Raw genomic sequence first — 22,122 nt, forward strand, 5'->3', positions numbered from 1 at the left:
CTTGAGACGGTTCCTCGTCATTTGCGCCCCCTTGTTTCCGATTTTTCCGGGTAGGACAACCACGGAAATGCGTTCCACTGGGATGCAAGGCACCCCAAACTGATATAGTAAAAGTCTGACTTTCCAAATGATCCCCGAACCCGCACCCACCGTCCGAGAGCTTCTCGCCTTCTATCTGGAGGCCGGGGTCGATTGCGCGCTCGCGGAGGAACCTGTCGACCGCCTGGCGGAATTGGATGCTCCGCCGCCGGCCCCGCGCGCCGCACCTCCGGTCGAGGCACCACGGCCTGTTGCCGCGCCCGCGGTGATGCGCGGCGAGGCCGCACCCGCGCCGGACATTGCGATCGCCTCCGCGCGCGAGGCCGCGCGTACCGCGCCGACGCTCGAGGCACTGCGCGAGCTGATGCAGAATTTTGAAGGCTGCGCGCTGAAGCACACCGCGACGCGGCTGGTGTTCGCCGACGGCAATCCGCAGGCGCGCATCATGTTCGTCGGCGAGGCGCCGGGCCGCGACGAGGACATCGAGGGGCTGCCCTTCGTCGGGCGCAGCGGCAAGCTGCTCGACCTCATGATCGGCGCGATCGGGCTCAACCGCACCACCGCCTACATCGCCAACGTGATTCCCTGGCGGCCGCCCGGCAACCGCACGCCGACGCCGCAGGAAACGCAGATCTGCCTGCCGTTCATCCAACGCCAGATCGAGCTGGTGAATCCCGACGTGCTGGTGACGCTCGGCAATCCCTCGACGCAGACGCTGCTGTCGACGCGCGAAGGCATCATGCGCACCCGCGGCCGCTGGTTCGACTACGAGACGGGTGGGCGCACCATCCGCGCGCTGCCGACGTTCCACCCGGCGTATCTGCTTCGCTCGCCGTCGTACAAGCGGCTGGCCTGGCAGGATCTGCGCACGATCGCGAAGGTGCTGGCGGGATAGCGAGCTCTCGTAGGGTGGGCAAAGCGAAGCGTGCCCACCATCTCTAGGTCGACGACGGATAGACTTGACGGTGGGCACGGCGCTTTGCGCCTTTGCCCACCCTACGATTTCAGCGTTTGTCGCTACGTCCCCTTCGGCCGCACGATGGCCCAGCCGATGCGCAAGAGCTGCTGGCGGCCGGTCACCAGCCATTCGAAGGCGCGCGGCACTTCCGGAACGATGCCGGGAAAGCGCGCGAGGATTTCCGGCGGCGGGGTGCCGGCGGTGTCGGAGGCGCGCCAGACCACGACGCCGCCGGTCTCGCTGAACTTGGCCTGATTGATCCACGGCGTACGCGCGGGCTGGGCATCGATGAAGAGATGCGGCCGGCCGGAATGCAGCGTGATCAGGCTCGCGAGCTGGGTCTCGCCGGCGACCGCGCGCAGGCGATGATTGGTGCGGCGGGCAAAGCTCTCGTCGAAGAAATCCGAGATCGCGCGCGCCGGCATCGAGGTCGCAATCTCGTTGGCGCCGGTCAAGGGCAGGAACAGCACGGCGAGCACGACGCCGGCTGCGGGCGCCACGACGGCGGCAGCCCACACCGTCCGCAGCACGCGCGCGCGGCGCATCGCGATGAGGTCGCCGGCCGTCACGACCACGGCAAGTCCCGACATGACCAGCACGACGCCGGCGCCGCCGACGACGGCATCGAGCCCGAGCAGGCCGGAGATCAGGACCGCGCCGAGCGCAGGCGCCAGCGCGAAGAAATAGACGAAGTTGTGCGCGAGCGGCTCGACCGGCGGCCGGTAGATGATCGGCGCTTCCTCGCCCTTGGCGACGAACAGGCCGCTATTGAGAAAGGTCAGCGCCGGGATCGCCGCCGCGCCGAGCACGAGCCCGCCGAGCAGCCAGGCCGCGTGCAGCGCGCGGGCGTTCAGCGCGGCGACTTCAGGCAGGGTCGGCATGACAAGCGTCTCGGCGCGCATCAGCCAGACCGCATAGGGCAGCGCCAGCACGGCGACGACGATCAGCGCGAACAGCGGATCGAGCGCGCGTAGCGTCCGGCGTCCGCCGGCGGTCGAGATCGCGAACACGACGAGCAGGAGGAGAAGGAAGATCGCCGCGGGCGTCGTCAGCAGCAAGAGGCCCGCCTCGATCGACCAGGCGAACCAGGCATTGCCGCGGCGCTGGCCGATGATCTGCCAGGAATGCAGCAGCAGCAGCGCCCAGAGCGGCCGCGCCAGCACCAGCGGGCCAAAGTCGAGCGCCGGCGAGGAGAAGGCCAGTACCGTCATGGTCAGCAGCACGGCGAGCACCGCCTGCTGTGAGCCGACCACGGCGCGGGAGAGATGATAGAGCGCGATGAAGGTCGCGACCTCGCAGAGCTGGGCGAGGACATAGACGCCGAACACGTGGCCGCCGGCGGCGCGATAGGCGATGTCGGCAAGCCAGACCGGCAAGGGCGGGCCCAGATCGGTACCGACCTGGTACTCGCGCCCGAACGCGAGCAGGGTCGCGAGCGTGCCGGGCGGGCTGCGGTAAAACACCAGCGCCACGAACAGCCACATCGCGGCCTGGAGCAGCACGGCGATCCACACGATCAGCCGCGGCCGGGCGCGAATGAGCTCGATGACCAGGGAGGTAAACCGCATGCAACGTCCGAAAGATGCAGCCAACCCGAACAGCCGGCCCTATTCGCTCACATCTGTTTTGATAAAGGGCGCTGCGCGTTGTGGCAACGACCGTCTGCCCTAGAGGCCCGCTGACGCATCAATTTCAACGCTCGCTTCCACCTGCACCTCGAGCTCAGTCACCGCGAACAAGTCCCGCACCGGCTCGACGGTCCAGGGCATGTGCTTGGCGCGGGCGGCGGCGACGGGGGCGAAGAAGCTACGGTGGTGGATGGTGGGACCGAGGCGGTCGAGCGCGTCGAGGTGCTCCGGGACGGCGTAGCCCTTGTGCTGCTCGAAGCCATAGCCGGGGCAGTCCTGCGCCAGCGCGCACATCAGCCGGTCGCGCGTCACCTTGGCGATGATCGAGGCTGCGGCGATCGACAGGACGATGCCGTCGCCGCCGATCACGGCCTCGCAGTCGCAGGCGGTGTCGAGCCGATCGCGGCCGTCGACAAACACATGACGCGGCGCGTCGGGCAACGCCACCACGGCGCGCTTCAGCGCCCACAGCGAGGCACGCAGGATGTTGTCGCGGTCGATCCGGGAGCGCGAGGCGACGGCGACCGAGACCTGCGCGGTGGCGCAGATCTTTTCGAAAAGCTTCTCGCGTTCCTCGGCCGTCAGGCGCTTGGAATCGTCGATGCCGCGGGGAATGCGGTCGGGATCGAGAATCACGGCGGCCGCGACCACGGGTCCGGCCAGCGGCCCGCGACCGGCCTCGTCGCAACCCGCGATCGGCCAGACACCGCGCTTGATCAGCGCGCGCTCGCGGCGGAAGCTCGCCTTGGCGGGCGCGGCCCTCTTTGGCGTTTCTTTGACTGTCTTCCTGGCGGACTTATCTCGAATCATGGCCGGGATCGTGCGCAAGCGGCTCGGCCCGCGCAACCGGGAACCCCGGACAATTCCCGTTATTCAGACCAGCCGCCTACTCGGCCAGATGCACCCGCCGGTCCTCTCCGACCTCGATGCCCGGCGCGACCACGACTTCCCAGGGATGGCCGTCGGGGTCGGCGAAATAGCCGGAATAACCGCCGTAGTCGGTCTCATGCGCCGCTTTCAGCAGCGCGGCGCCCTTGCCGACAGCGAAGGCCAGAACCGCATCGACCTCGTCGCGCGTGGCGCAGTTCCATGCGAGCGTGATACCGCGGAAGGTCGCTGGCCTCGGATTGTCCGGCAACTTGGCGTCGGCCGCGAGTTTGTCCCAGTGAAACAGGGCCAGCACCGGACCACCGGTATCATAGAAGGCGACGGCCTCGCCGGTCGCCTTCAGCCGACGCGCGAAGCCGAGCGCGTCATAGAAGGCGATGCTGAGACGAATGTCGTTCACACCCAGTGTGATGACGGTGAGCCGCGGCACCGGCGCGGTAAGTTCCTGGCTCATGCTACGCCTCTTCCGTTTCCCGATCAGAACAGGCTGAGCTGATCGCCGTTCCGCTTCGGCCTCGCAAAGTGATCCGTCGTCAGCTTGGAGCGCCGCTTGTTCAGCCCAAGCCTGTCGCAGGCGATCTCGAAGCGGCGGCCGATGGTCCAGGCCATCGGTCCGGTGCCCTTCATCCGCTCGCCCCATTTCGCATCGTAGTCGCGGCCGCCGCGCATGTCGCGGATCAGGGTGAAGACGTGGCGGTAGCGGTCCGGATAATTGGCCATCAGCCATTCGCGGAAGAGATCACGCACCTCCAGCGGCAGCCGCAGCAGCACATAGGAGGCTTCCTTGACGCCGGCATGGGCGGCGGCATCGAGAATGCGCTCGATCTCGGAATCGTTCAGCGCGGGGATCACGGGCGCGACCATCACGGTGGTCGGAATACCGGCCTCGGAGAGCTGCTTCAGCGCCTCCAGCCGCTTCGGCGGCGTCGCCGCGCGCGGCTCCATGGTGCGCGCGAGTTTTGGATCGAGCGAGGTGACCGAGATCGCGACCTTGGCGAGGTTGCGCTTGGCCATCCGCGCGAGAATGTCGATGTCGCGCACCACCAGCGCCGACTTGGTGACGATGCCGACGGGATGGCTGGCGCGCTCCAGCACTTCGAGAATGCCGCGCATGATTTTGCGCTCGCGCTCGATCGGCTGATACGGATCGGTGTTGGTCCCGATCGCGATCATCCGCGGCTCGTAGCCGGTCGCGGCCAGCTCCTTCTCGAGCAGCGCCGGCGCATCTGGCTTGGCGAACAGCTTTGACTCGAAGTCGAGCCCCGGCGACAGGCCGAGATAGGCGTGCGTCGGCCGCGCGAAACAATAGACGCAGCCGTGCTCGCAGCCGCGATAAGGATTGATCGAGCGGTCGAAGCCGATATCGGGGGATTCGTTGCGGGTGATCACCTTGCGCGAGGTGTCGACGCCAACGGTGGTCTTGAACGGCGGCAGCTCCTCCAGGCTCTGCCAGCCATCGTCGAAGGCGACGCGGGCCTCGGCCTCGAAGCGGCCGCTGGCATTGGACTGGGCGCCCCGCCCTCGCCGGCGCTGTTTGTCGATGGCGACCGCCAGTTCGGGAAAATCAGAGTCCGCACCCGCCGGCTCGGAGGGCGCCGTGACCGGCGGGTGCTTGAGAGCATGAGAGGATGCTGGACTCATGAAGCCAAGATAGCACGCCAAAGGAACAAATCAAGAACAAAAACAAAAAACTCGAAAACAACCCCATGCACAGTAGCCGCCCAAATTTCGGGCGCGGTCCTTTGACCTCACGCAACACATCCGGCGCGGCGATCCGGTTCGATGCCGGACAGGGATCAATCGCACCGGAACAAAGTTGGTGACGATCGCTAGGTGAAGGTCAGCAGGAACATGACAAATCAACGACAATCGGCCTCAGGGAGCAGCGAGCTCGATCTGCTCGATCGCTATTGGCGCGCCGCGAACTACCTCTCCGTCGGGCAAATCTATCTGCTCGACAATCCGCTGCTGCGCGAGCCGTTGCGGCCGGAGCACATCAAGCCGCGCTTGCTCGGCCATTGGGGCACGACGCCCGGTTTGAACTTCATCTACGCCCATCTCAACCGCGTCATCCGCGCGCTCGATGTCAGCGTGCTCTATATCTGCGGTCCCGGCCATGGCGGCCCGGGCATGGTGGCCAACACCTATCTCGAGGGCAGCTACAGCGAGATCTATCCTGACGTCGCGCGCGATACGGACGGATTGCGAAAACTTTTCAGGCAGTTCTCCTTCCCCGGCGGCATTCCGAGCCACGCGGCGCCGGAAACGCCGGGCTCGATCCACGAAGGCGGCGAGCTCGGCTACGCGCTGGTGCACGCCTATGGCGCCGCATTCGACAATCCCGACCTGATCGTCGCCTGCGTCGTCGGCGATGGCGAGGCCGAAACCGGCCCGCTCGCGGCGTCCTGGCACTCGAACAAGTTCCTCAATCCCGCCCATGACGGCGCTGTGCTGCCGATCCTGCACCTCAACGGCTACAAGATCGCGAACCCGACCGTGCTCGGACGGACGCGCGACGCGGAGATCCGCGACCTGTTCCGCGGGTTCGGCCACGAGCCGCTGTTCGTCGAGGGCGACGATCCCGAATTGATGCACCAGGCCATGGCGGACGCGCTCGACGTCGCGCTCGCCAGCATCCGCTCGATCCAGCAGCATGCCCGCGACGGCCGTAACAGCGTCGAGCGGCCGCGCTGGCCGATGATCGTGCTGCGCAGCCCGAAGGGCTGGACCGGCCCGAAGGAGGTCGACGGCAAGAAGGTCGAGGGCTTTTGGCGCGCGCATCAGGTTCCCGTTGCGAGCTGTCGCGAGAACCCGGCGCACTTGAAAATCCTCGAAGACTGGATGCGCAGCTACGAGCCCGAGAAGCTGTTCGACGGCAGCGGCGCGCTCATTCCCGAGCTCCAGGCTCTGGCGCCCGAAGGTAACAGGCGCATGGGCGCCAATCCGCACGCCAATGGCGGCCTGCTGAAGAAGGAGCTGAAGCTGCCGGACTTCCGCAATTTTGCGATCGACGTGCCGCAGCCCGGCGGCGTCACCGGCGAAGCAACGCGCGAGCTCGGCAAATTTTTGCGCGACGTCATCCGGCTCAACGCAGAAGCGCGCAACTTCCGCATCATGGGCCCGGACGAGACCGCGTCAAACCGGCTCGACGCCGTGTTCGAGGCGACCGAACGGGTCTGGATGGAGCCGACTGAGCCTTACGACGTGCATCTCGCCCAGGACGGCCGGGTGATGGAGGTTTTGAGCGAGCATCTCTGCCAGGGCTGGCTCGAGGGCTATCTGCTCACCGGACGGCACGGCTTGTTCTCCTGCTACGAGGCCTTCATCCACATCGTCGATTCCATGTTCAACCAGCACGCCAAATGGCTGAAGGTGACGCGGCATCTGCCCTGGCGGCGACCGATCGCCTCGCTGAACTATCTCCTGACTTCGCATGTCTGGCGGCAGGACCATAACGGCTTCAGCCATCAGGATCCCGGCTTCGTCGATCTCGTCGCCAACAAGAAGGCCGACATAGTCCGCATCTACTTCCCGCCCGACGCCAACACGCTGTTGTGGATCGCCGATCACTGCCTGCGCACCTATGACCGCATCAACGTCATCGTCGCCGGCAAGCAGCCGGCGCCGCAATGGCTGTCGATGCAGGACGCCGCCACGCATTGTGATGCCGGCATCGGCATCTGGACCTGGGTCGGCACGGAGGATGCGGATGGCGAGCCCGACGTCGTGATGGCCTGCGCCGGCGACGTGCCGACATTGGAGACGCTCGCCGCCGTCGATCTGCTGCGCAAGGCGCTGCCCGATCTGAAGATCCGCGTCGTCAACGTCGTCGACCTCATGACGCTGCAGCCGAAAGACCAGCACCCACACGGCCTATCCGACCGTGACTTCGACAGCCTGTTCACACCAGACAAGCCGGTGATCTTCGCCTATCACGGCTATCCCTATCTCATCCACCGTCTCACCTATAACCGCACCAACCATGCCGGAATGCATGTGCGCGGCTTTGCCGAGGAAGGCACCACGACGACGCCGTTCGACATGGTCGTGCTCAACGGGCTCGACCGCTATCACCTCGCGATCGAGGCGATCGCGCGCGTGCCGGGTCTGGCGACCAAGGCCGCGCAGGTGCAACAGCAGTTCCGCGACAGACTGATCGAACATTCGCACTATGTGCGCGAACACGGCGAGGACATGCCTGAAATTCGCGACTGGGTCTGGCCGGGCAAAGCGGGTTGACGTCATGACGGCGTCGGCCCTCGTGCTCAACTCGGGCTCGTCGAGCATCAAGTTCGGCCTGTTCGACATCGCGGCGGCCGAGCCTGCCCTGCTCTGCAAGGGCCTGCTCGACGAGCAAGAGGCGAAGCCGCGGCTCGTGGTGAAAAGCCCCGCGGGCGGAGACCTTTTCGAGACGCAGAGGGAAGCATCCGATGCGGACAGCGGCCATCTGTTCGCGGACGTGCTCGGCTTCATCGAGGAGCGTTTTGCCGACCACCGCCTGCGCGCCCTCGGTCACCGCATCGTTCATGGCGGGCCGGATTATTCGGGCCCGGTTGAGCTGACGGATGAGGTCGATGCGAAGCTGGAAGCGCGCGCCGCTTGCGCCGCTGCACCAGCCGCGGTGTCTGGCGCCGGTCCGTACTATCAGGGCAATGAAGCCCGACCTGACGCAAATCGCCTGCTTCGACACCGCCTTCCATCACAGCATGGCTCCGCCCGCGAGCCGCTTCGCCATTCCGCGGCGCCTCGAGGAACGCGGCATTCGGCGCTACGGCTTTCACGGACTCTCCTTTGAATCAGTCGCCGGCCGTCTCGTTGCGATCGCGCCGGAGCTTGCGGCGAAGCGCACCGTCATCGCGCATCTCGGCAATGGCGCCAGCCTGTGCGCCTTGCGCGATGGCCGCAGCGTCGACACCACGATGGGGCTGACGCCGCTCGATGGCCTCGTGATGGGCACCCGGAGCGGCACGATCGATCCCGGCGTGCTGCTCTATCTGCAACAGCACGAGAGGATGTCGGTCGAGGATGTGCAGCACCTGCTCTATCACGAGTCAGGCCTGCTCGGCGTCTCCGGCATCTCTGCCGACATGCGCACGCTTCTGGCAAGCGGCGAGGCTGCGGCGCGGGAAGCGGTCGACCTGTTCGTCTTCCGTGCGGCGCAGCAGGTCGCGGTGATGGCGACCACACTGGGCGGACTGGACTGTCTGGTCTTCACCGGCGGCATCGGCGAGCATGCGAAGGAAATCCGCGCCGCGATTGGTGAGCGGCTTGGGTGGCTCGGCGTGCATATTGACGCGGGTGCGAATGACGCGGCACGCGAGCGGATCAGCAGCAGTGGCAGCACCGTCAATGTGTTCGTCATTCCGACGAATGAGGAGCTGACGATCGCTCGGCATTGCGCGGCTGTGCTGCGAGCGAAATGAAAGCCCGGTCGACCGCTGCATCTTTCCCTTCTCCCCCGTGGGAGAATTTCAGCGGGCCATGAGTTGTCGGGCCATGACTTGTTGCAGCGCTGCTGCGCCACTGTCGAAATGACCATGGTGCGCAAAGCAAACGATTTCGCCAGCGCTTCGAGCACCATGGGCCAACTACGTCGCTCCGCTCAGTACGGAGAGTACCCGCCCGGGCAAACATAGTTTCCGTAAGCGTCATAGCCGCAGCCGCTGCGGTAGTAGGCCCCCGTCGCAGCTGCGCCGATCGCCGCGGCCCCCACTGCCGCCGCACCGACGCCGTAACGATATCCGCGATACCCTGCATAAGCGCCCCGATAGCCGTAACGCCCGCCGCGCACGGCGACAGCACCGCCCCGATATCCACGCGCCGCGACCGCGCCCCCGCGATAGCCTCCTGCCCGCACGGCACCGCCGTGGAAACCTCCTGCGCGCATGGCGCCGCCGCGACCGCCGCGGGCAGATGCGTCATCGGGAGTGAAGGCGACAAGCAGCATAGCTGCGGCTGCCGAAGCGATGAGAGCTTGACGCAACATCAGCGTACTCCTTCTTCGAGGGAGGAAGCCGCGGACAGCTGCACATCGCGTCGACCGCGGGTCCGATCGAAGTCTCGTGCGCTGGAGCTTCGTGCCTTTGATTTGGATCAACGTTCATCTACATGAACGACGGTTCCCCGCCCGCACAGTGGCGTGCAGGCCGATCTAATGCGTGCCCGACAGGATCTGGATGCACCCGATCACGACCTCGATCACGATCAGCACCACGACTGCGATTTCCAGACGTAGCGAGCGCTGGGTGTCGATGATGTCGGTCAGCGCGTTGGCGGTTTCCGAGACCGCGGTGAGCTTGCGCTCGAGCGTGTCGAGGCGCTCCTTCAATTCGTACTCGTCTTCGAGACGGGCATAGAGGCGATCGAGCTCGGGCTTCTCCCAGAGCACGTCCGGTTTCTCGGCCACCGCGACACGGCCGGCGACGCGCTGCTGGACCAGAAGCGCATTGCCGATCAGTTGCAGGATGTTCTTGCGCCGGGGCGGGGTGCGGCCCTGCTCGGCGAGCGCCCGCGCAAAGGGCTCGATCACGTCGAAAACCGCGGCGACGCGGCGCTCGTCGCGGGCGAGCGAGGTGCTCTTGGCGAGCGCGTCCGCAACGATCAGCAGCCGATCGTCGGAGAATTTGGCGAGGCAGATCGGCCCGCCGGGCTGAATCGCCTCGGCGTTCTCATCCTTGCAGAGCTGCGCCTGTGCGATCTCCTCTTCAAAAGGGCTGAATTCGCCGGTCACCCGCGGTTTCAGGCTGTCGATCAGCACCTTCTCCTCCGAAGGGAGGAGGCCGATCAGCACCACGACGCCGTAGCGGAAGATGACCACGAGCCCGGCATGGACGCGGAAGGCAGCAGGCGTCGAGGAGACAGGTGCGCCAAGCTCGAGCCCGGACGGATTGATGCGTTCGCCCAGCATCACGGCGCGGATCCGCAGGGTCGGCGCGGCCTCCGGCTTCGGCGATGTTGGCGTGGTGCCAACGGGAAGTTGATCGGCGTTCACTGGACTATCTCACTTTGCGCGGCGAGCGTTGCACGTTTTTCCCGTCACAAGGTTTGTGTCAGACTGCCGGTGCAGCCTTGCGGAACGTGCCGTCCTCGCCCCGATCATATCGGCAGAGAAAGCCCCCGTTTGAAGCTCACGGAAACGACATTCGCGGAAACATTCGGCAACAGGGCCACCCCGCGCACGACATATTCGGCTGCGATAGACCGGCGGCGATCTACCATCGCATGCCGGAACACCGGCGAAAAGTTGCACTCGGCGACGCCGCGTGTTTATGACACATTCATAACAAGCTACGCTTCTCCCGAAGTGCAGACATCGAAGCCTCAATCATGCTGAGCGTCATCATACCGACCGAAGGCGTCGAGCAGACGGCGGTCGCAACTCTGGCCGCGCTGGTACCCGGTGCCGCTGCGGGCATCATCCGCGAAGTGCTGCTGGTCGACGGCACCCGCAACGGCGTCATCGAGCGCGTGGCGGACGTTGCAGGCTGCCGTTTCATCGGCTTCGAGGGTTCTTCGCAGGGCGCGGCGCTTGCCGCCGGTGCGCTCCAGGCCCGTTCGCCCTGGCTGATGTTCCTCCCGGCCGGCGCGGTGCTGGAAACCGGCTGGATCGAGGAGACCACCCAGTTCATCCAAGCCGTCGCGACCAGCGGCCGGGATCGCGCGGCGGTGTTCCGCTACGCGCGCTCGCCCTACGCCGATACCGGATTCCGCGACATGCTCCGCGCGGTGGCGCGCAAGCTCGTCGGCCCCCTCGGCGATCAGGGACTTTTGATCGCGCGCGATCATTACGACCGGATCGGCGGTTACCCGCCCCAGGCCCGCCGTTCCGAGGCGCGGCTGCTCCGGCGGCTCGGCCGCTCGTCCCGGACCATGCTGCGCAGCCGGATCGTCATGGTCGGCTGAGGTCACTGATCTTATACTTGCCAAAGTCAAATAATTGTTTGACAGTGGCAAATATCGAGGTAACCCATGCCATCAGCCCTTTCGTCATCCAGCCCTTCGCCATCCGGCCCCGCTTCGACCGAACAGGTCGCTGACGACCAGGTCCAGGCGGTTCGCGCCTTCAACCGCTTCTACACCCAGAAGCTCGGCGTGCTCGACCAGCAGCTCCTGAAGAGCCCGTTCTCGCTGAGCGAGGCGCGCGTGCTCTACGAGCTGGCCCATGGTGGCGAGCAGTCGGCGAAGGAGATCGGCATCGCGCTCGGGCTCGACGCCGGCTATCTCAGCCGCATCGTGCAGAATTTCGACGAGAGCGGCCTGATCGCGCGCAAGCCGCTTCCGAGCGACCGCCGGCAGGTTCAGTTGAGCCTGACCGCGAAGGGCCGCCAGGCGTTCGCCAAGCTCGAACGCTCGTCCCAGGACGACGTCGCCGCGATGCTGCGGCCGCTGCCGGATGAGGAGCGCAGCAAGCTCACCGGTGCGATGGAGACGATCGAGCGGCTGCTCGCCATGCCGCGCAGGCCATCCCCGCGCGCGACCCTGCGCGAGCCCCTCCCGGGCGACATGGGCTGGGTGGTGCAGAGCCACGGCGCACTCTACGCCAGCGAATACGGTTTCGACTCCGGCTTCGAGGCGCTGGTCGCCGAGATCGTCGCCAAATACATGACCTCCTACGATGCCTCGCGCGAGCGCTGCTGGATCGCCGACATCGAGGGCCGGCCGGTCGGCTCGGTATTTCTGGTCAAGGCCAGCGACGACGTCGCCAAGCTGCGCCTGTTGCTGCTCGATCCGGCCGCACGCGGACAGGGGCTAGGCCAACGGCTGGTCGCCGAATGCGTCTCTTTCGCGCGCGCCTGCGGCTATCGGCGGATGACGCTGTGGACGCAGAGCAATTTGGTCGCCGCGCGAAAAATCTATCAGGATGCCGGCTTCAAGCTGACCGCCACCGAGCCGCATCGCAGTTTTGGCCAGAACCTCACCGGCGAAACCTGGGAGCGCGATCTCTGATGCGGGGGCACGCGCTCATCACGGGAGAGCTCGTCGATCTCTACAAGCGCCGCGCACGACGGCTGCACGCGGAGGCGTGCCGGACTATGTGGCGCATGGTGTGGAGCTCGCTGCGACGGAAGAGCTAGAGCGTTTTCCGATCACGTTGCGTCGTAACCAGCCGCGACGAGATAATTTTGACATTCCTCGGGTGAGAAGCGTTTGAGAGCGTTGGCGATTGCTTGCCAGAGATCGGGCATGGTGCGGGCTGCGGCGGTCCGCAACAGCGCTTTCAGTTTGGAGAAGGCCATTTCAATCGGGTTGAAGTCTGGACTGTAGGGCGGAAGATAGAGCAGGCTAGCTCCGACCGCCTGGATGGCCTCTCGAACGCCATGGACCTTGTGAGCGGGCAAGTTGTCCATGATAACGGTATCGCCCGGCCGCAGCGATGGGGCGAGCAATTGCTCGACGTAGGCCAGGAAAGCGTCGCCATCCATTGGACCGTCCAGAACAAGCGGCGCGATCAGACCGTCGGAGCGCAATCCAGCGGTGAACGTCGTCGTCTTCCAATGTCCGTGTGGGATAGCTGCACGACATCGCTCGCCGCGTGGCGAGCGCCCGTAACGCCGCGCCATTTTGGTGTTGGCGCTGGTTTCGTCGATGAAGACGAGACGCTCAGGGTCAAGGTCGATTTGCCCTTCGAACCACTCCTCACGTGCGGCATTTATATCGCCGCGCCGTTGCTCGGCGGCGTGCGCTGTCTTTTTTTAAGTGTGATCTTTCTGCGCTGGAAAAAACGCCAGAGCGACGCGATGCCAGTCGATATTCCACGACGTTTCAACAGTTCTCGCAACTCGGCAAGCGTGATATCCGGCCTCGCTGTCACCGCCTCCAGAATCAATTGCGAATGCGCTTCGATGCGCTGCGATTTGCGGTCACCGCCCTGGCGTTTAGGAACGATGTCGCCAACTTTCTTGAGGCGACCGCGCCAGCGGATTGCACTGGCCGCGCTGACACCAAAGCGCTCAGCAGCCTGTCGACAGGACATGCCACCGTCAATCGCGGCTACCACCCTTTGGCGAAGATCAACCGAAAGCGCCCTGGCCATACATGCTGGCCTCCCTCGCCAGCATGCAGCTTGAATCTGACTCGCGCCGTTTTGGGAATCTGGAGGGTTCTGTGAGGTCGCGCTCACGCGAGGGCGCGGCAGGCGCTTATGACGCGACCTCATTGAAGCCGGATTGAACGAAGGCGCGGGAGGCTATTCGCGGTTTTGCAGCTATGGGGATTGTTCGAGATCGCCATGCCCGATCTGCTGGCTCGGCGCGTGAGGCAGAGACACAGGAGTGCGCATCCTGGAAGAGTTGAGATCAGACGCGCTTCGCCTGAGATCGCGATAGGCCTTTTGCTGCATCGGACGGTTGTTGTCGCGCAGTGTGACAGCACGGATTCGACATCGTCCGCGATGATCGAGACGCTGGGAGCGAAATGACGAATGATGATCGTCGTGCACGACATGACTTGGCTCACGATGTGTCGCATCGGAACGGTGATGTTCGAGGGCTGGGGCGTCTGAAGCTATGTCGAAAGCGCTCAATGATGCGCATGACGCCACCACAATCGGGACAGGCAGGAACCTCGGCCCAGGTTTGAGCCTCCGAATCCACAGGCGACGGCTGGCCATCGTTTGGGGCTGTTCGCTCATGATCGAGAAGTTCGCGGCAAAGGGCGAGCTTGGCAGCGCGATGGCGGTTGGCCATGAAGCCGAAGTGGCGGATGCGGTGGAAGCCGTCAGGCGGCGTATGAAGCAGGAAACGGCGAATGAACTCATCGGGCTTGAGATTCATGATCTTTGTCGCGCTGTTTTGGCGATAGTCCTTCCATGAGAAGGCGACATGATCGTCGTCGAGTGCGACGAGCCGGCTGTTGGCGATCGCGACGCGATGGGTGTAGCGGCCGAGATAGGCCAGGACCTGTGCGGGTCCGCCGAAGGGCCGCTTGGCGTAAACAACCCAGTTGATGCGTCGCATGGCGTCGAGGTGGGCCGCAAAGGCAGCCGGCTCGGCCAGAGCTCCGAGATCGCCGAAGAAACGCAAGGCACCGGAGTTGAAGGCTGCCGACAGACGTTTGAGAAAAAGTGTGCGAAATAGTCTGGACAACGGTTTGACGGCCAGGAAGAAGTTCGGTCGGCAAGCGGTCCAGCGCGCGCCATCGGGCGAGAGGCCGCCACCCGGAACGACGCAATGGACGTGGGGATGATGCATCAGCGTCTGTCCCCAGGTGTGGAGGACGGCGACGCCGCCGATCGCACCGCCGAGCCGGCGTGGATTGGCGGCGAGCGTCGTCATCGCCTCGGCGGCAGCCTTGAACAGGATGGCATAGACGACGGCCTTGTTCTGGAAAGCGATCGCGGCGATCGGTGCGGGAAGTGTAAAGACGACGTGGAAATAGGGAACCGGAAGCAGGTCGGCTTGACGCGCGGCGAGCCACGCGGCTCGGGCTCTCCCCTGACACTTCGGACAGTGCCGATTGCGGCAGGAATTATAGGCAACGCGTGTCGTGCCGCAGTCGTCGCAAGCCTGCATGTGGCCGCCGAGCGCCTCGGTCCGGCACGCAACGATCGCGCTCATCACGCGCCGCTCGACCCGCCCCAGATGACCGGCATGTACACGGCGATAGGCGTCGCCATGCCGGCGCAGAATATCGGCAATCTCGATGGCGGGCCTGTTGGAGCGGATGTCGGAGCGGGTCATGACCCGCATCCCGCTGCGGGTCATCCAGGTGGCGTCACCTCCAGCGACAGGCGATCGAGCGGGCTCTGCGTCGCTCGGATCGTATCGGTGGCGACCTGCGTGTAGCGCGCTGTCGACGACAAATTATTGTGCCCGAGCAAGACCTGGATGATCCGGATATCGGTTCCGTTCTCGAGAAGATGTGTCGCGAAGCTGTGGCGCAGCGTGTGCAGCGTGACGCGCTTGGTCAGGCCCGCAGCCTTCACCGCCGACCGGCAGGCGGCATGCAGCACGGTCTGATCGATCGGATGATCTTCGTCACGACCAGGGAACAGATAAAGCCGCGGCCGGGCGAGCCGCCAGTAGGTGCGCAGGATGCCCAGCAGCTGGGGCGACAGCATCACGTTGCGATCCTTCGCGCCCTTGCCGTGGCGCACCTGGATGACGCCGCGGGCGCTGTCGATGTCTTCGATCCGCAGTCCCGCAACCTCCGAGGCCCTGAGCCCGGCCGCATAGGCGGTGGTGAGCGCGGCGCGGCTCTTCAGGCTCGATACCGCTTCAAGAAACTGAACCACTTCGTCGGCGCTGAGAACGACCGGCAGCTTGCGCGGTTCTCGCGCATAGGGAATGCGCTCTGGGATGAGCGCCTCGCCGAGCGTGACGCCGTAGAAAAACCGTAGCGCACAGACGATCTGGTTCAGCGCCGGCCATGAGATGCCGGTCGAGACCAAATGCACCTGGAAGGCGCGGACGTCTTCCAGCTCTAACCGGTCAGGCGATCGGCCAAAATAGCGGCTGAACTTCGAAACCGCGCTGATGTAGGATCTTTGCGTCGCCGGCGACAGATTGCGGACGGTCATGTCTTCGATCATGCGGCGGCGAAGAGGGCTCAAATCGGCCATCTCGATACTCCTGTCTGAGGGGGTGGGCTCCAACACCCACATCCTCTCAGCCAGGAGGCGATCTATGCCACCTTGCCCCCTACGCCGCGGCAGCGGCTTCGTTCAATCCCCACCCGATTCTTTCCGGTCGGAAAATGCTCTAGTCGCTATCACTGGCGCAGCGGGCGCGATGCGCATGATTGTGCCCTCGCCCCTTGCGGGAGAGGGCAGCGACGCCAGTAGATACGAACTCACTTGGGTGAGGGGTATGTCTCCGAGCGGTCCGTGCGGATGGATACCCCTCATCCGGCGCTTCGCGCCACCTTCCCCCACATCCGCCTTCGCCAAGGCTTCGGCGGACGTGAGGGGGGAAGGGAAGAAAAATCATCAGCGTCCGCACTTACACCGTCGCGCCCTGCGCCTTTGCCCTTCGCAGATGCTCGTCCAGGCGCGGCATGATCTCGACGAAATTGCAGGGACGCGTGCGGTAGTCGAGCTGGGCCGCGAGGATGCCGTCCCAGCCGTCGCGACAGGCGCCGGGCGAGCCCGGCAGGCAGAAGATGTAGGTGGCGCCGGCGACGCCGGCGGTGGCGCGGCTCTGGATCGTCGACGTGCCGATCTTGGCGTGGCTGAGCATGTGGAAGGCGATCGAGAAGCCGTCCATGCGCTTCTCGAACAGCGGCTCGATCGCCTCCGGCGTGACGTCGCGCCCCGTAAAACCGGTGCCGCCGGTGGTGATGACGACGTCGACGCCGGTATCCGCAATCCAGCGGCGGACGACGGCGCGGATCGCCTCGACATCGTCGGTGACGATCTCGCGCGCGGCGAGATGATGGCCCGCCGCGGTGAGGCGATCGGCCAGCGTCTGGCCGGACTTGTCGTCGGCGAGCGCGCGCGTGTCGGACACGGTGAGCACCGCGATGTTGAGCGGGATGAACTGTTTCGTTTCGTCGATGGAGGCCATTGGTCCTTCCTCTCGTGTCCCGGACGCGATGCAACGCGTCAGCGGTGCGTCGCAGAGCCGGGACCCAGAGCTGAGAGACCGGCATTGTGGGCCCCGGCTCTGCAGCGCACCGCTGAAGAAGCGCTGCGCTGCGTCCGGGGCACGAAGTCCTGGCGACTACGACCCGCTGCCGAACGTGTTGCAGGCCTGGACGGTGCCTTGCTGGTAGCCGGTCATGAACCACTGCTTGCGTTGCGCCGCCGAGCCGTGCGTGAAGGAATCGGGCACGACGCGTCCCGTGGCCTGGCGTTGCAGCGTGTCGTCACCGATCGCGCTCGCCGTGGTCAACGCGGCGTCGATGTCGCCGGGCTCGAGGAAGTTCGGACGCTTCTTCGACTCGCGATTGACCCAGACGCCGGACAGGCAATCGGCTTGCAATTCGACCTTCACCTGGAGCGCATTGGCCTCGGCCTTGCTGCCGGCCTGCTGCTGCAGCCGCGTCACGCGCGGAATGATGCCGAGCAGGTTCTGGATGTGATGGCCGGCCTCATGCGCGATGATGTAGGCGGTGGTGAAGTTGCAGGCGGACTTGCCGGAGCAGCCGCGGAAGCGCGTCTCGACCTCGCGGAAGAAACTGGTGTCGAGGAAGATGGTACGATCCGGCGGACAGTAGAACGGCCCCATCGCCGACTCTGCCCGGCCGCAGCGGCCGCCATTGGTGACGTTGCGGAACAGCACGACCTTCGGACCGGTGTAGGACTGGCCGCTGGCCTGGAAGATTTCGCTCCAGCGGTCGTCGATCTCGCCGAGGATGCCGGAGATCATGCTGCCCATCTCGTCGGTCGGCGCGCCGCGCTTGGCGGAGGTCGACTGACGATCGGTCTGGTAGGAAGGCGCCTGTCCGCCGCCGGTGAGGATCTCGGCGCCGCCGATCAGGATGCGCGGATCGATGCCGAAGGCATAACCGACCAGGCCGAGCACGATGATGGTGCCGATGCCTAGACCGCCGCCGCCCATCGGCAGGCCGAACCCGCCTCCGCCTCCGCCGCCGCCCATGCCGCCACCGCCGTCGCGGCGATCCTCAATGTCGTCGCTGCGGCGGAAATCATCATAACGCATGGCGGGTTTCCCTCAGTCCTCAATTGGCGTCATTTGGGCGCAAAAGCGCGAAAGCTCAACGCGCCACACACGTAAAATTTCCAATGCGTTAATCAATATCCCGCTCGGCAATTATTGCCTAGTGCGACAGCATGCCGATGCCAGCAATTTTTTCCGGGGTCGTGCAATTTTTTCCGAGAGAAATTTGGCGACCTGACTGCTCCCGCAGCGCGAAGAAATACGAAATACACTGGAAAACACGACGAATGCGCAGAGCGAAACGCGCGCCATGCGCGATGCGAGGGATGCTCACGAAAGCGGCGGGTTAAGTCGATTTTTACTTTGCCGCTCCATTGTAACGGTCAGTCGGTTGTTTGGTCCCGCGTCGCCGACAGCGTCGCCTGAGTCAGAGTTCTTGAGTCATGGTAGTGTCGCGTCGCGGGGCGTCTGCAAGGGCGCCCCGCACAAATTTTGAGTCCGCTTCGCACAGCATCATCCTCGGTGATTGCGTCGCCGAGATGTCGAAGCTTCAGGCCGGTTCGGTCGACCTCGTGTTCGCCGATCCGCCCTACAATCTCCAGCTCAAGGGCGATCTGAAGCGCCCCGACGAATCCCATGTCGATGCCGTCAACGACGACTGGGACAAGTTCGATTCGTTCTCCGCCTATGACGATTTCACCCGTGCCTGGCTGCTTGCCGCCCGCCGCGCGATGAAGCCGTCGGCGACGATCTGGGTGATCGGCTCCTATCACAACATTTTCCGCGTCGGCGCGATCATGCAGGATCTCGGCTTCTGGCTTCTAAACGACATCGTCTGGCGCAAGTCGAACCCGATGCCGAACTTCCGCGGCCGCCGCTTCACCAACGCGCACGAAACGATGATCTGGGCCGCGCGTGACGAAAAAGCCAAGGGCTACACGTTCAACTACGAGGCGCTGAAGGCGGCGAACGAGGACGTGCAGGCACGGTCCGACTGGCTGATCCCGCTCTGCACCGGCGAGGAGCGCCTCAAGGGCGCCGACGGCAAGAAAGTGCATCCGACGCAGAAGCCGGAAGGCCTGCTCGCGCGCGTGCTGCTGTCGTCGTCGAAACCCGGCGATCTCGTGATCGATCCCTTCAACGGCACCGGCACCACCGGCGCGGTCGCAAAACGTCTTGGCCGCTCCTATATCGGCTTCGAGCGCGACAAGACCTACGCGAAGGCCGCCGAAGCTCGCATCGCCGCGGTCGAGCCGCTGCCGGAAGAAAGCCTCGCTCCGTTCATGACCGCGCGCGAAGCGCCTCGGGTCGCGTTCTCCGAGCTGATCGAGCGCGGCATGATCATGCCCGGCACAAAGCTGTTCGACGCCAAGAAGAAGCTCGGAGCACTGGTGCGCGCCGACGGCGCCATCATGCTGGGCGACAAGGTCGGCTCGATCCACCGCATCGGCGCCGTGGCGCAAGGGGCGCAAGCCTGCAACGGCTGGACCTTCTGGCATGTCGAGACCAAGAAGGGTCTCAAGCTGATCGACGAGTTCCGCGCCGAGATCCGTGCGGGGATCGGGGCGGAGTAGTCACTTCCCGCGATCTCGTAGGGTGGGCAAAGGCGCCCTTGCGCCGTGCCCACCATCTCTCTCCCCGGGACGCAGATTTGGTGGGCACGCTTCGCTTTGCCCACCCTACGGCTCCTTGAATGCCGCCACAGCCAGGACTAGATTCGCCCGATCAGCCCCGTCCTGACCGGTCCGGCTCCCATGCGACGACAGTCCGAGACATTGCTGCTGGTGCCGCTGCTGCCGATCTTCCTGCTCGGCATGTTTCCTATGTTCCTGATCGCCCTGCTCGGCTTTTTCGGCCTCGCGATCTTCGGCGTGCTGATGGTCTGCGTCGGGCTCGCCAGCAGCAACGAGGCGCATGACAATTTCAATCACGACGTCATCGTACACGGCTACGCGCGCGGATCGGAGCGCAAGACGCGGGCCTCCAGCATGCACGCCGCAACGCGGCTCGCGATGCGGCTGGACGCTGTCGGCGCCGGGATGATCGTCATCGCCGTCGTCGGCCTGCTCTATTCCAGTTGAGCGTCGAGGCGCGGCCTCACGGCGCCAGACGAGCGATCAATCGATCGGAGGCATCCATGAGCGCCGCCGCGTAGGATCGCTCCGCAGACGAAGGGCTCGGCAGGATCGCCTCAGCCTTGTTGTTGAACATGACACCGCTGCGGCCGTTGAGATCAGGCGACACCAGGAGCGGCACCAGTCGCTCGGCATAGGCGTCCGGCTCGACCATCATGAAGCTGGTCAGCCAGTTGATCAGCGAGACGAGCGCACGCGACCCGAGCAGATTGGCGCGAATATCGGTCTTCACGAAGCCGGGATTGAGGCCGAACACATCGACATCGGCAAAGCGCCTGGCGGCCTCGAGGACGAGCACTTCGTTGCCCGCCACGGTGTTCGAGTGGGCCGCGAACCGCTTGTAGCTCCGTTCCGAATTCAGATCGGCGACATCGGCTCTCTGCTCCGTCCCGGGAAATCCCATGACGAATATCCGAGGCTTGAATGTGGCCGTGGCCCTGTCCCTTCCAAGACGAGAGGCGATCGCGTTCAGGATGACGAAGCGGCTCAGATAGCTGACAGCAAGATCGCGTTCGATGCCTTCCGCCGTCACCTCACGCCTGGGCCCCGCCATGATGCCGGTCGTGAAGACGACGATATCGAGCGTCTCGGCGGGAAGCTCACGGCCGATCCGCCTGGCTTCCCGCATCAGGCTCAGATCGGCCTGCATGAATGCGATGCCCGGCACGTTCTGATCGCGGAATGTCTGGCCGACGACGAGGACACGCGCCCCCTTGGCCGCCAATTGGCGGCTGAACGCCCGGCCAATGCCGCCGGTGCCGCCGATCACCGCCACATTCAATCCAGCGAGCCTGAGGCCTTCGAGCGCCGGCGGATTCACCTTCAGGTTCTTGTCGAGTTCTACGCGTTTCATGGATGGCTCGCCCTGCAATGTCAGCAAAGGGCAGATGGACCTTCCACTCAATGGAATAAATGCCGTAAATTGGAACTGATTGATCCATTGATGGAATAATGAAATGGCGTTGCTGAACGATATGGCGCTGTTCGTGGAGGTCGCGAAGGCCCGTAGCTTCCGTCGCGCCGCCAAGACCCTCGACATGCCCAATTCGACGCTGTCGCGCCGGATCGATCTGTTGGAGAAGGAGATCGGGCTTCGCCTGTTGAACCGGACGACCCGCAAGATCGAATTGACCGAAGCCGGCCAGATCTACTTCGAGCGCTGCAAGCGCATTGTGGACGAGGCGCGCCTGGCGCACGAGCAACTGGACGGGATGCTGGCGCAGCCGAGCGGCATGCTCCGCGTCTCGCTGCCGGTGGATTACGCGAACACCTACCTCGCACCGTTGATCTCCGAATTCGCGCAGCAATATCCCGACATCGATTTCGAATTCGACCTGACGCCGCGACGTGTCGATCTCGTATCGGAGCCGTTCGATCTGGCGATCCGCGTCGGAGAGTCAGAGCCGTCCCACATGATCGCGCGGCCGCTCGCCCGCATGCCGGGATATCTCTACGCCTCGCCGCGCTATCTCGGCATCAACGGCGAGCCGCATGAACCTGCGGACCTCACCCATCATCAATGCCTGTGCATGACGAAGGTGAGTGCGTGGACGTTACACAGGGGCACGCAGATGGAGCAGACCGACGTCGGCGGCCGTTTTCGGCTCAACAACGTGGGACTGATCCGCCGCCTCGCAACGCTCGACATGGGCATCGCCTTTCTGCCGCAAGAGATCGTGGCCGACGAAGTGGCGGATGGCCGGCTGCGTCGCATCATGCCGCAATGGCAGGGCTCGCCCGTCACCGTCTACGCAGTCACCGAGACGCGCCTGCTGCCAGCCAAGACGCAGCGCTTCATCGAATTCCTGCGGGAACGGCTCAGCCGGACTTGAACCGCCATTACGGCGGCGATCGGCCTTTGTTACGCTGGCTGATCTGCGTACCGCGCAGACACCGCCCGGCAAACTCGCCGGTTG

At 64.8% G+C, this 22,122-nt stretch carries 19 protein-coding genes and 1 pseudogene; 8 read left to right on the forward strand and 12 right to left on the reverse strand.

From position 1 onward, the window contains the following. Positions 1–127 precede the first annotated feature (127 nt). Positions 128–934 (forward strand): uracil-DNA glycosylase, encoded by an 807-nt coding sequence (locus tag HAP41_RS35900; RefSeq protein ID WP_166086005.1) that lies wholly within the window; start codon positions 128–130, stop codon positions 932–934. A 122-nt stretch (positions 935–1,056) separates the two neighbouring features. Here the strand turns inward: HAP41_RS35900 and HAP41_RS35905 are convergent, their stop codons facing one another. The 4 genes from HAP41_RS35905 to HAP41_RS35920 all read right to left on the reverse strand — a co-directional run bounded on the left by HAP41_RS35905 (position 1,057) and on the right by HAP41_RS35920 (position 5,154). Beyond that, on the reverse strand, positions 1,057–2,565 hold the full coding sequence (locus HAP41_RS35905; protein WP_166085995.1) for a glycosyltransferase family 39 protein: 1,509 nt from the start codon (positions 2,563–2,565) through the stop codon (positions 1,057–1,059). A 99-nt stretch (positions 2,566–2,664) separates the two neighbouring features. Further along, complete coding sequence (locus HAP41_RS35910; RefSeq protein WP_166085979.1) at positions 2,665–3,435, reverse strand: ribonuclease HII; 771 nt, start codon at positions 3,433–3,435, stop codon at positions 2,665–2,667. A 76-nt stretch (positions 3,436–3,511) separates the two neighbouring features. Next, positions 3,512–3,967, reverse strand: a complete 456-nt coding sequence (locus HAP41_RS35915) for a VOC family protein (RefSeq protein ID WP_166085970.1) — start codon at positions 3,965–3,967, stop codon at positions 3,512–3,514. 23 nt (positions 3,968–3,990) lie between these two features. Beyond that, the gene (locus tag HAP41_RS35920; RefSeq protein WP_071916145.1) at positions 3,991–5,154 is read right to left on the reverse strand and encodes a PA0069 family radical SAM protein; all 1,164 of its coding nucleotides are present in this window, start codon (positions 5,152–5,154) and stop codon (positions 3,991–3,993) included. 210 nt (positions 5,155–5,364) lie between these two features. On the opposite strand from HAP41_RS35920, the gene HAP41_RS35925 reads away from it, so the two are divergent. Next, complete coding sequence (locus HAP41_RS35925; protein ID WP_166085965.1) at positions 5,365–7,752, forward strand: phosphoketolase family protein; 2,388 nt, start codon at positions 5,365–5,367, stop codon at positions 7,750–7,752. Between the two features lie 4 nt (positions 7,753–7,756). Next, positions 7,757–8,936 (forward strand): annotated as a pseudogene (locus HAP41_RS35930) (acetate/propionate family kinase). Between the two features lie 179 nt (positions 8,937–9,115). Here HAP41_RS35930 and HAP41_RS35935 read toward each other — a convergent pair. Together HAP41_RS35935 and HAP41_RS35940 are read right to left on the reverse strand one after the other, a co-directional pair. Continuing rightward, a complete protein-coding gene (locus HAP41_RS35935; protein WP_071916148.1) occupies positions 9,116–9,499 on the reverse strand; it encodes a hypothetical protein in 384 nt (127 codons plus the stop codon). Positions 9,500–9,664: 165 nt separating this feature from the next. Then, complete coding sequence (locus HAP41_RS35940; RefSeq protein ID WP_166085911.1) at positions 9,665–10,504, reverse strand: RMD1 family protein; 840 nt, start codon at positions 10,502–10,504, stop codon at positions 9,665–9,667. Positions 10,505–10,839: 335 nt separating this feature from the next. Here HAP41_RS35940 and HAP41_RS35945 point away from each other — a divergent pair, with 335 nt between their 5' ends. Both HAP41_RS35945 and HAP41_RS35950 read left to right on the forward strand, forming a co-directional pair. After that, on the forward strand, positions 10,840–11,415 hold the full coding sequence (locus HAP41_RS35945; RefSeq protein WP_166085894.1) for a glycosyltransferase family protein: 576 nt from the start codon (positions 10,840–10,842) through the stop codon (positions 11,413–11,415). A gap of 66 nt (positions 11,416–11,481) precedes the next feature. Then, positions 11,482–12,459, forward strand: coding sequence for a bifunctional helix-turn-helix transcriptional regulator/GNAT family N-acetyltransferase (locus tag HAP41_RS35950; protein WP_166085889.1), 978 nt, complete (start codon positions 11,482–11,484; stop codon positions 12,457–12,459). Positions 12,460–12,599: 140 nt separating this feature from the next. On the opposite strand, the gene HAP41_RS35955 is transcribed toward HAP41_RS35950, so the two are convergent. The 5 genes from HAP41_RS35955 to ypfJ form a co-directional block, all read right to left on the reverse strand. Continuing rightward, positions 12,600–13,546, reverse strand: a protein-coding gene (locus tag HAP41_RS35955) for an IS630 family transposase (protein WP_166063836.1) whose coding sequence is annotated in 2 segments (ribosomal slippage) — positions 12,600–13,207 and positions 13,207–13,546 — 948 coding nt in all. Because the reading frame shifts where the segments join, the coding sequence is not laid out codon by codon here. Between the two features lie 418 nt (positions 13,547–13,964). After that, complete coding sequence (locus HAP41_RS35960; RefSeq protein WP_166053869.1) at positions 13,965–15,191, reverse strand: IS91 family transposase; 1,227 nt, start codon at positions 15,189–15,191, stop codon at positions 13,965–13,967. Positions 15,192–15,211: 20 nt separating this feature from the next. Further along, positions 15,212–16,072: a tyrosine-type recombinase/integrase gene (locus HAP41_RS35965; RefSeq protein ID WP_029085027.1), complete on the reverse strand. Its 861-nt coding sequence runs from the start codon at positions 16,070–16,072 to the stop codon at positions 15,212–15,214. Between the two features lie 379 nt (positions 16,073–16,451). Next, positions 16,452–17,015 carry a molybdenum cofactor biosynthesis protein B gene (moaB, locus tag HAP41_RS35970; protein WP_071916152.1) on the reverse strand — a complete coding sequence of 188 codons (564 nt, stop codon included), beginning with the start codon at positions 17,013–17,015 and terminating at the stop codon, positions 16,452–16,454. Between the two features lie 156 nt (positions 17,016–17,171). Further along, positions 17,172–18,113, reverse strand: a complete 942-nt coding sequence (ypfJ, locus tag HAP41_RS35975; RefSeq protein ID WP_166085824.1) for a KPN_02809 family neutral zinc metallopeptidase — start codon at positions 18,111–18,113, stop codon at positions 17,172–17,174. Between the two features lie 401 nt (positions 18,114–18,514). Between ypfJ and HAP41_RS35980 the strand changes: the two genes are divergently transcribed. Together HAP41_RS35980 and HAP41_RS35985 are read left to right on the forward strand one after the other, a co-directional pair. Continuing rightward, positions 18,515–19,645 carry a site-specific DNA-methyltransferase gene (locus HAP41_RS35980; RefSeq protein WP_071916153.1) on the forward strand — a complete coding sequence of 377 codons (1,131 nt, stop codon included), beginning with the start codon at positions 18,515–18,517 and terminating at the stop codon, positions 19,643–19,645. Positions 19,646–19,825: 180 nt separating this feature from the next. Next, positions 19,826–20,152: a hypothetical protein gene (locus HAP41_RS35985; protein WP_071916154.1), complete on the forward strand. Its 327-nt coding sequence runs from the start codon at positions 19,826–19,828 to the stop codon at positions 20,150–20,152. Between the two features lie 16 nt (positions 20,153–20,168). Here HAP41_RS35985 and HAP41_RS35990 read toward each other — a convergent pair whose 3' ends face one another. Next, on the reverse strand, positions 20,169–21,059 hold the full coding sequence (locus tag HAP41_RS35990; protein WP_166085767.1) for an SDR family NAD(P)-dependent oxidoreductase: 891 nt from the start codon (positions 21,057–21,059) through the stop codon (positions 20,169–20,171). Between the two features lie 103 nt (positions 21,060–21,162). On the opposite strand from HAP41_RS35990, the gene HAP41_RS35995 reads away from it, so the two are divergent. Beyond that, positions 21,163–22,038, forward strand: coding sequence for a LysR family transcriptional regulator (locus HAP41_RS35995; protein ID WP_166085751.1), 876 nt, complete (start codon positions 21,163–21,165; stop codon positions 22,036–22,038). The last annotated feature ends 84 nt before the right edge of the window (positions 22,039–22,122 follow it).

Source organism: Bradyrhizobium barranii subsp. apii (assembly GCF_011516635.5).
In the GTDB taxonomy this organism is placed as follows: domain Bacteria; phylum Pseudomonadota; class Alphaproteobacteria; order Rhizobiales; family Xanthobacteraceae; genus Bradyrhizobium; species Bradyrhizobium barranii.

Bases quoted from the DNA above. Each gene is read 5' to 3' on its own strand.
- HAP41_RS35905 (WP_166085995.1), bottom strand. From the start codon at position 2,565: ATGCGGTTTACCTCCCTGGTCATCGAGCTCATTCGCGCCCGGCCGCGG.
- HAP41_RS35985 (WP_071916154.1), top strand. From the start codon at position 19,826: ATGCGACGACAGTCCGAGACATTGCTGCTGGTGCCGCTGCTGCCGATC.
- HAP41_RS35960 (WP_166053869.1), bottom strand. From the start codon at position 15,191: ATGACCCGCTCCGACATCCGCTCCAACAGGCCCGCCATCGAGATTGCC.
- moaB (WP_071916152.1), bottom strand. From the start codon at position 17,015: ATGGCCTCCATCGACGAAACGAAACAGTTCATCCCGCTCAACATCGCG.
- HAP41_RS35910 (WP_166085979.1), bottom strand. From the start codon at position 3,435: ATGATTCGAGATAAGTCCGCCAGGAAGACAGTCAAAGAAACGCCAAAG.
- HAP41_RS35925 (WP_166085965.1), top strand. From the start codon at position 5,365: ATGACAAATCAACGACAATCGGCCTCAGGGAGCAGCGAGCTCGATCTG.
- ypfJ (WP_166085824.1), bottom strand. From the start codon at position 18,113: ATGCGTTATGATGATTTCCGCCGCAGCGACGACATTGAGGATCGCCGC.
- HAP41_RS35990 (WP_166085767.1), bottom strand. From the start codon at position 21,059: ATGAAACGCGTAGAACTCGACAAGAACCTGAAGGTGAATCCGCCGGCG.
- HAP41_RS35965 (WP_029085027.1), bottom strand. From the start codon at position 16,072: ATGGCCGATTTGAGCCCTCTTCGCCGCCGCATGATCGAAGACATGACC.
- HAP41_RS35920 (WP_071916145.1), bottom strand. From the start codon at position 5,154: ATGAGTCCAGCATCCTCTCATGCTCTCAAGCACCCGCCGGTCACGGCG.
- HAP41_RS35935 (WP_071916148.1), bottom strand. From the start codon at position 9,499: ATGTTGCGTCAAGCTCTCATCGCTTCGGCAGCCGCAGCTATGCTGCTT.
- HAP41_RS35995 (WP_166085751.1), top strand. From the start codon at position 21,163: ATGGCGTTGCTGAACGATATGGCGCTGTTCGTGGAGGTCGCGAAGGCC.
- HAP41_RS35980 (WP_071916153.1), top strand. From the start codon at position 18,515: ATGGTAGTGTCGCGTCGCGGGGCGTCTGCAAGGGCGCCCCGCACAAAT.
- HAP41_RS35950 (WP_166085889.1), top strand. From the start codon at position 11,482: ATGCCATCAGCCCTTTCGTCATCCAGCCCTTCGCCATCCGGCCCCGCT.
- HAP41_RS35945 (WP_166085894.1), top strand. From the start codon at position 10,840: ATGCTGAGCGTCATCATACCGACCGAAGGCGTCGAGCAGACGGCGGTC.
- HAP41_RS35900 (WP_166086005.1), top strand. From the start codon at position 128: ATGATCCCCGAACCCGCACCCACCGTCCGAGAGCTTCTCGCCTTCTAT.
- HAP41_RS35915 (WP_166085970.1), bottom strand. From the start codon at position 3,967: ATGAGCCAGGAACTTACCGCGCCGGTGCCGCGGCTCACCGTCATCACA.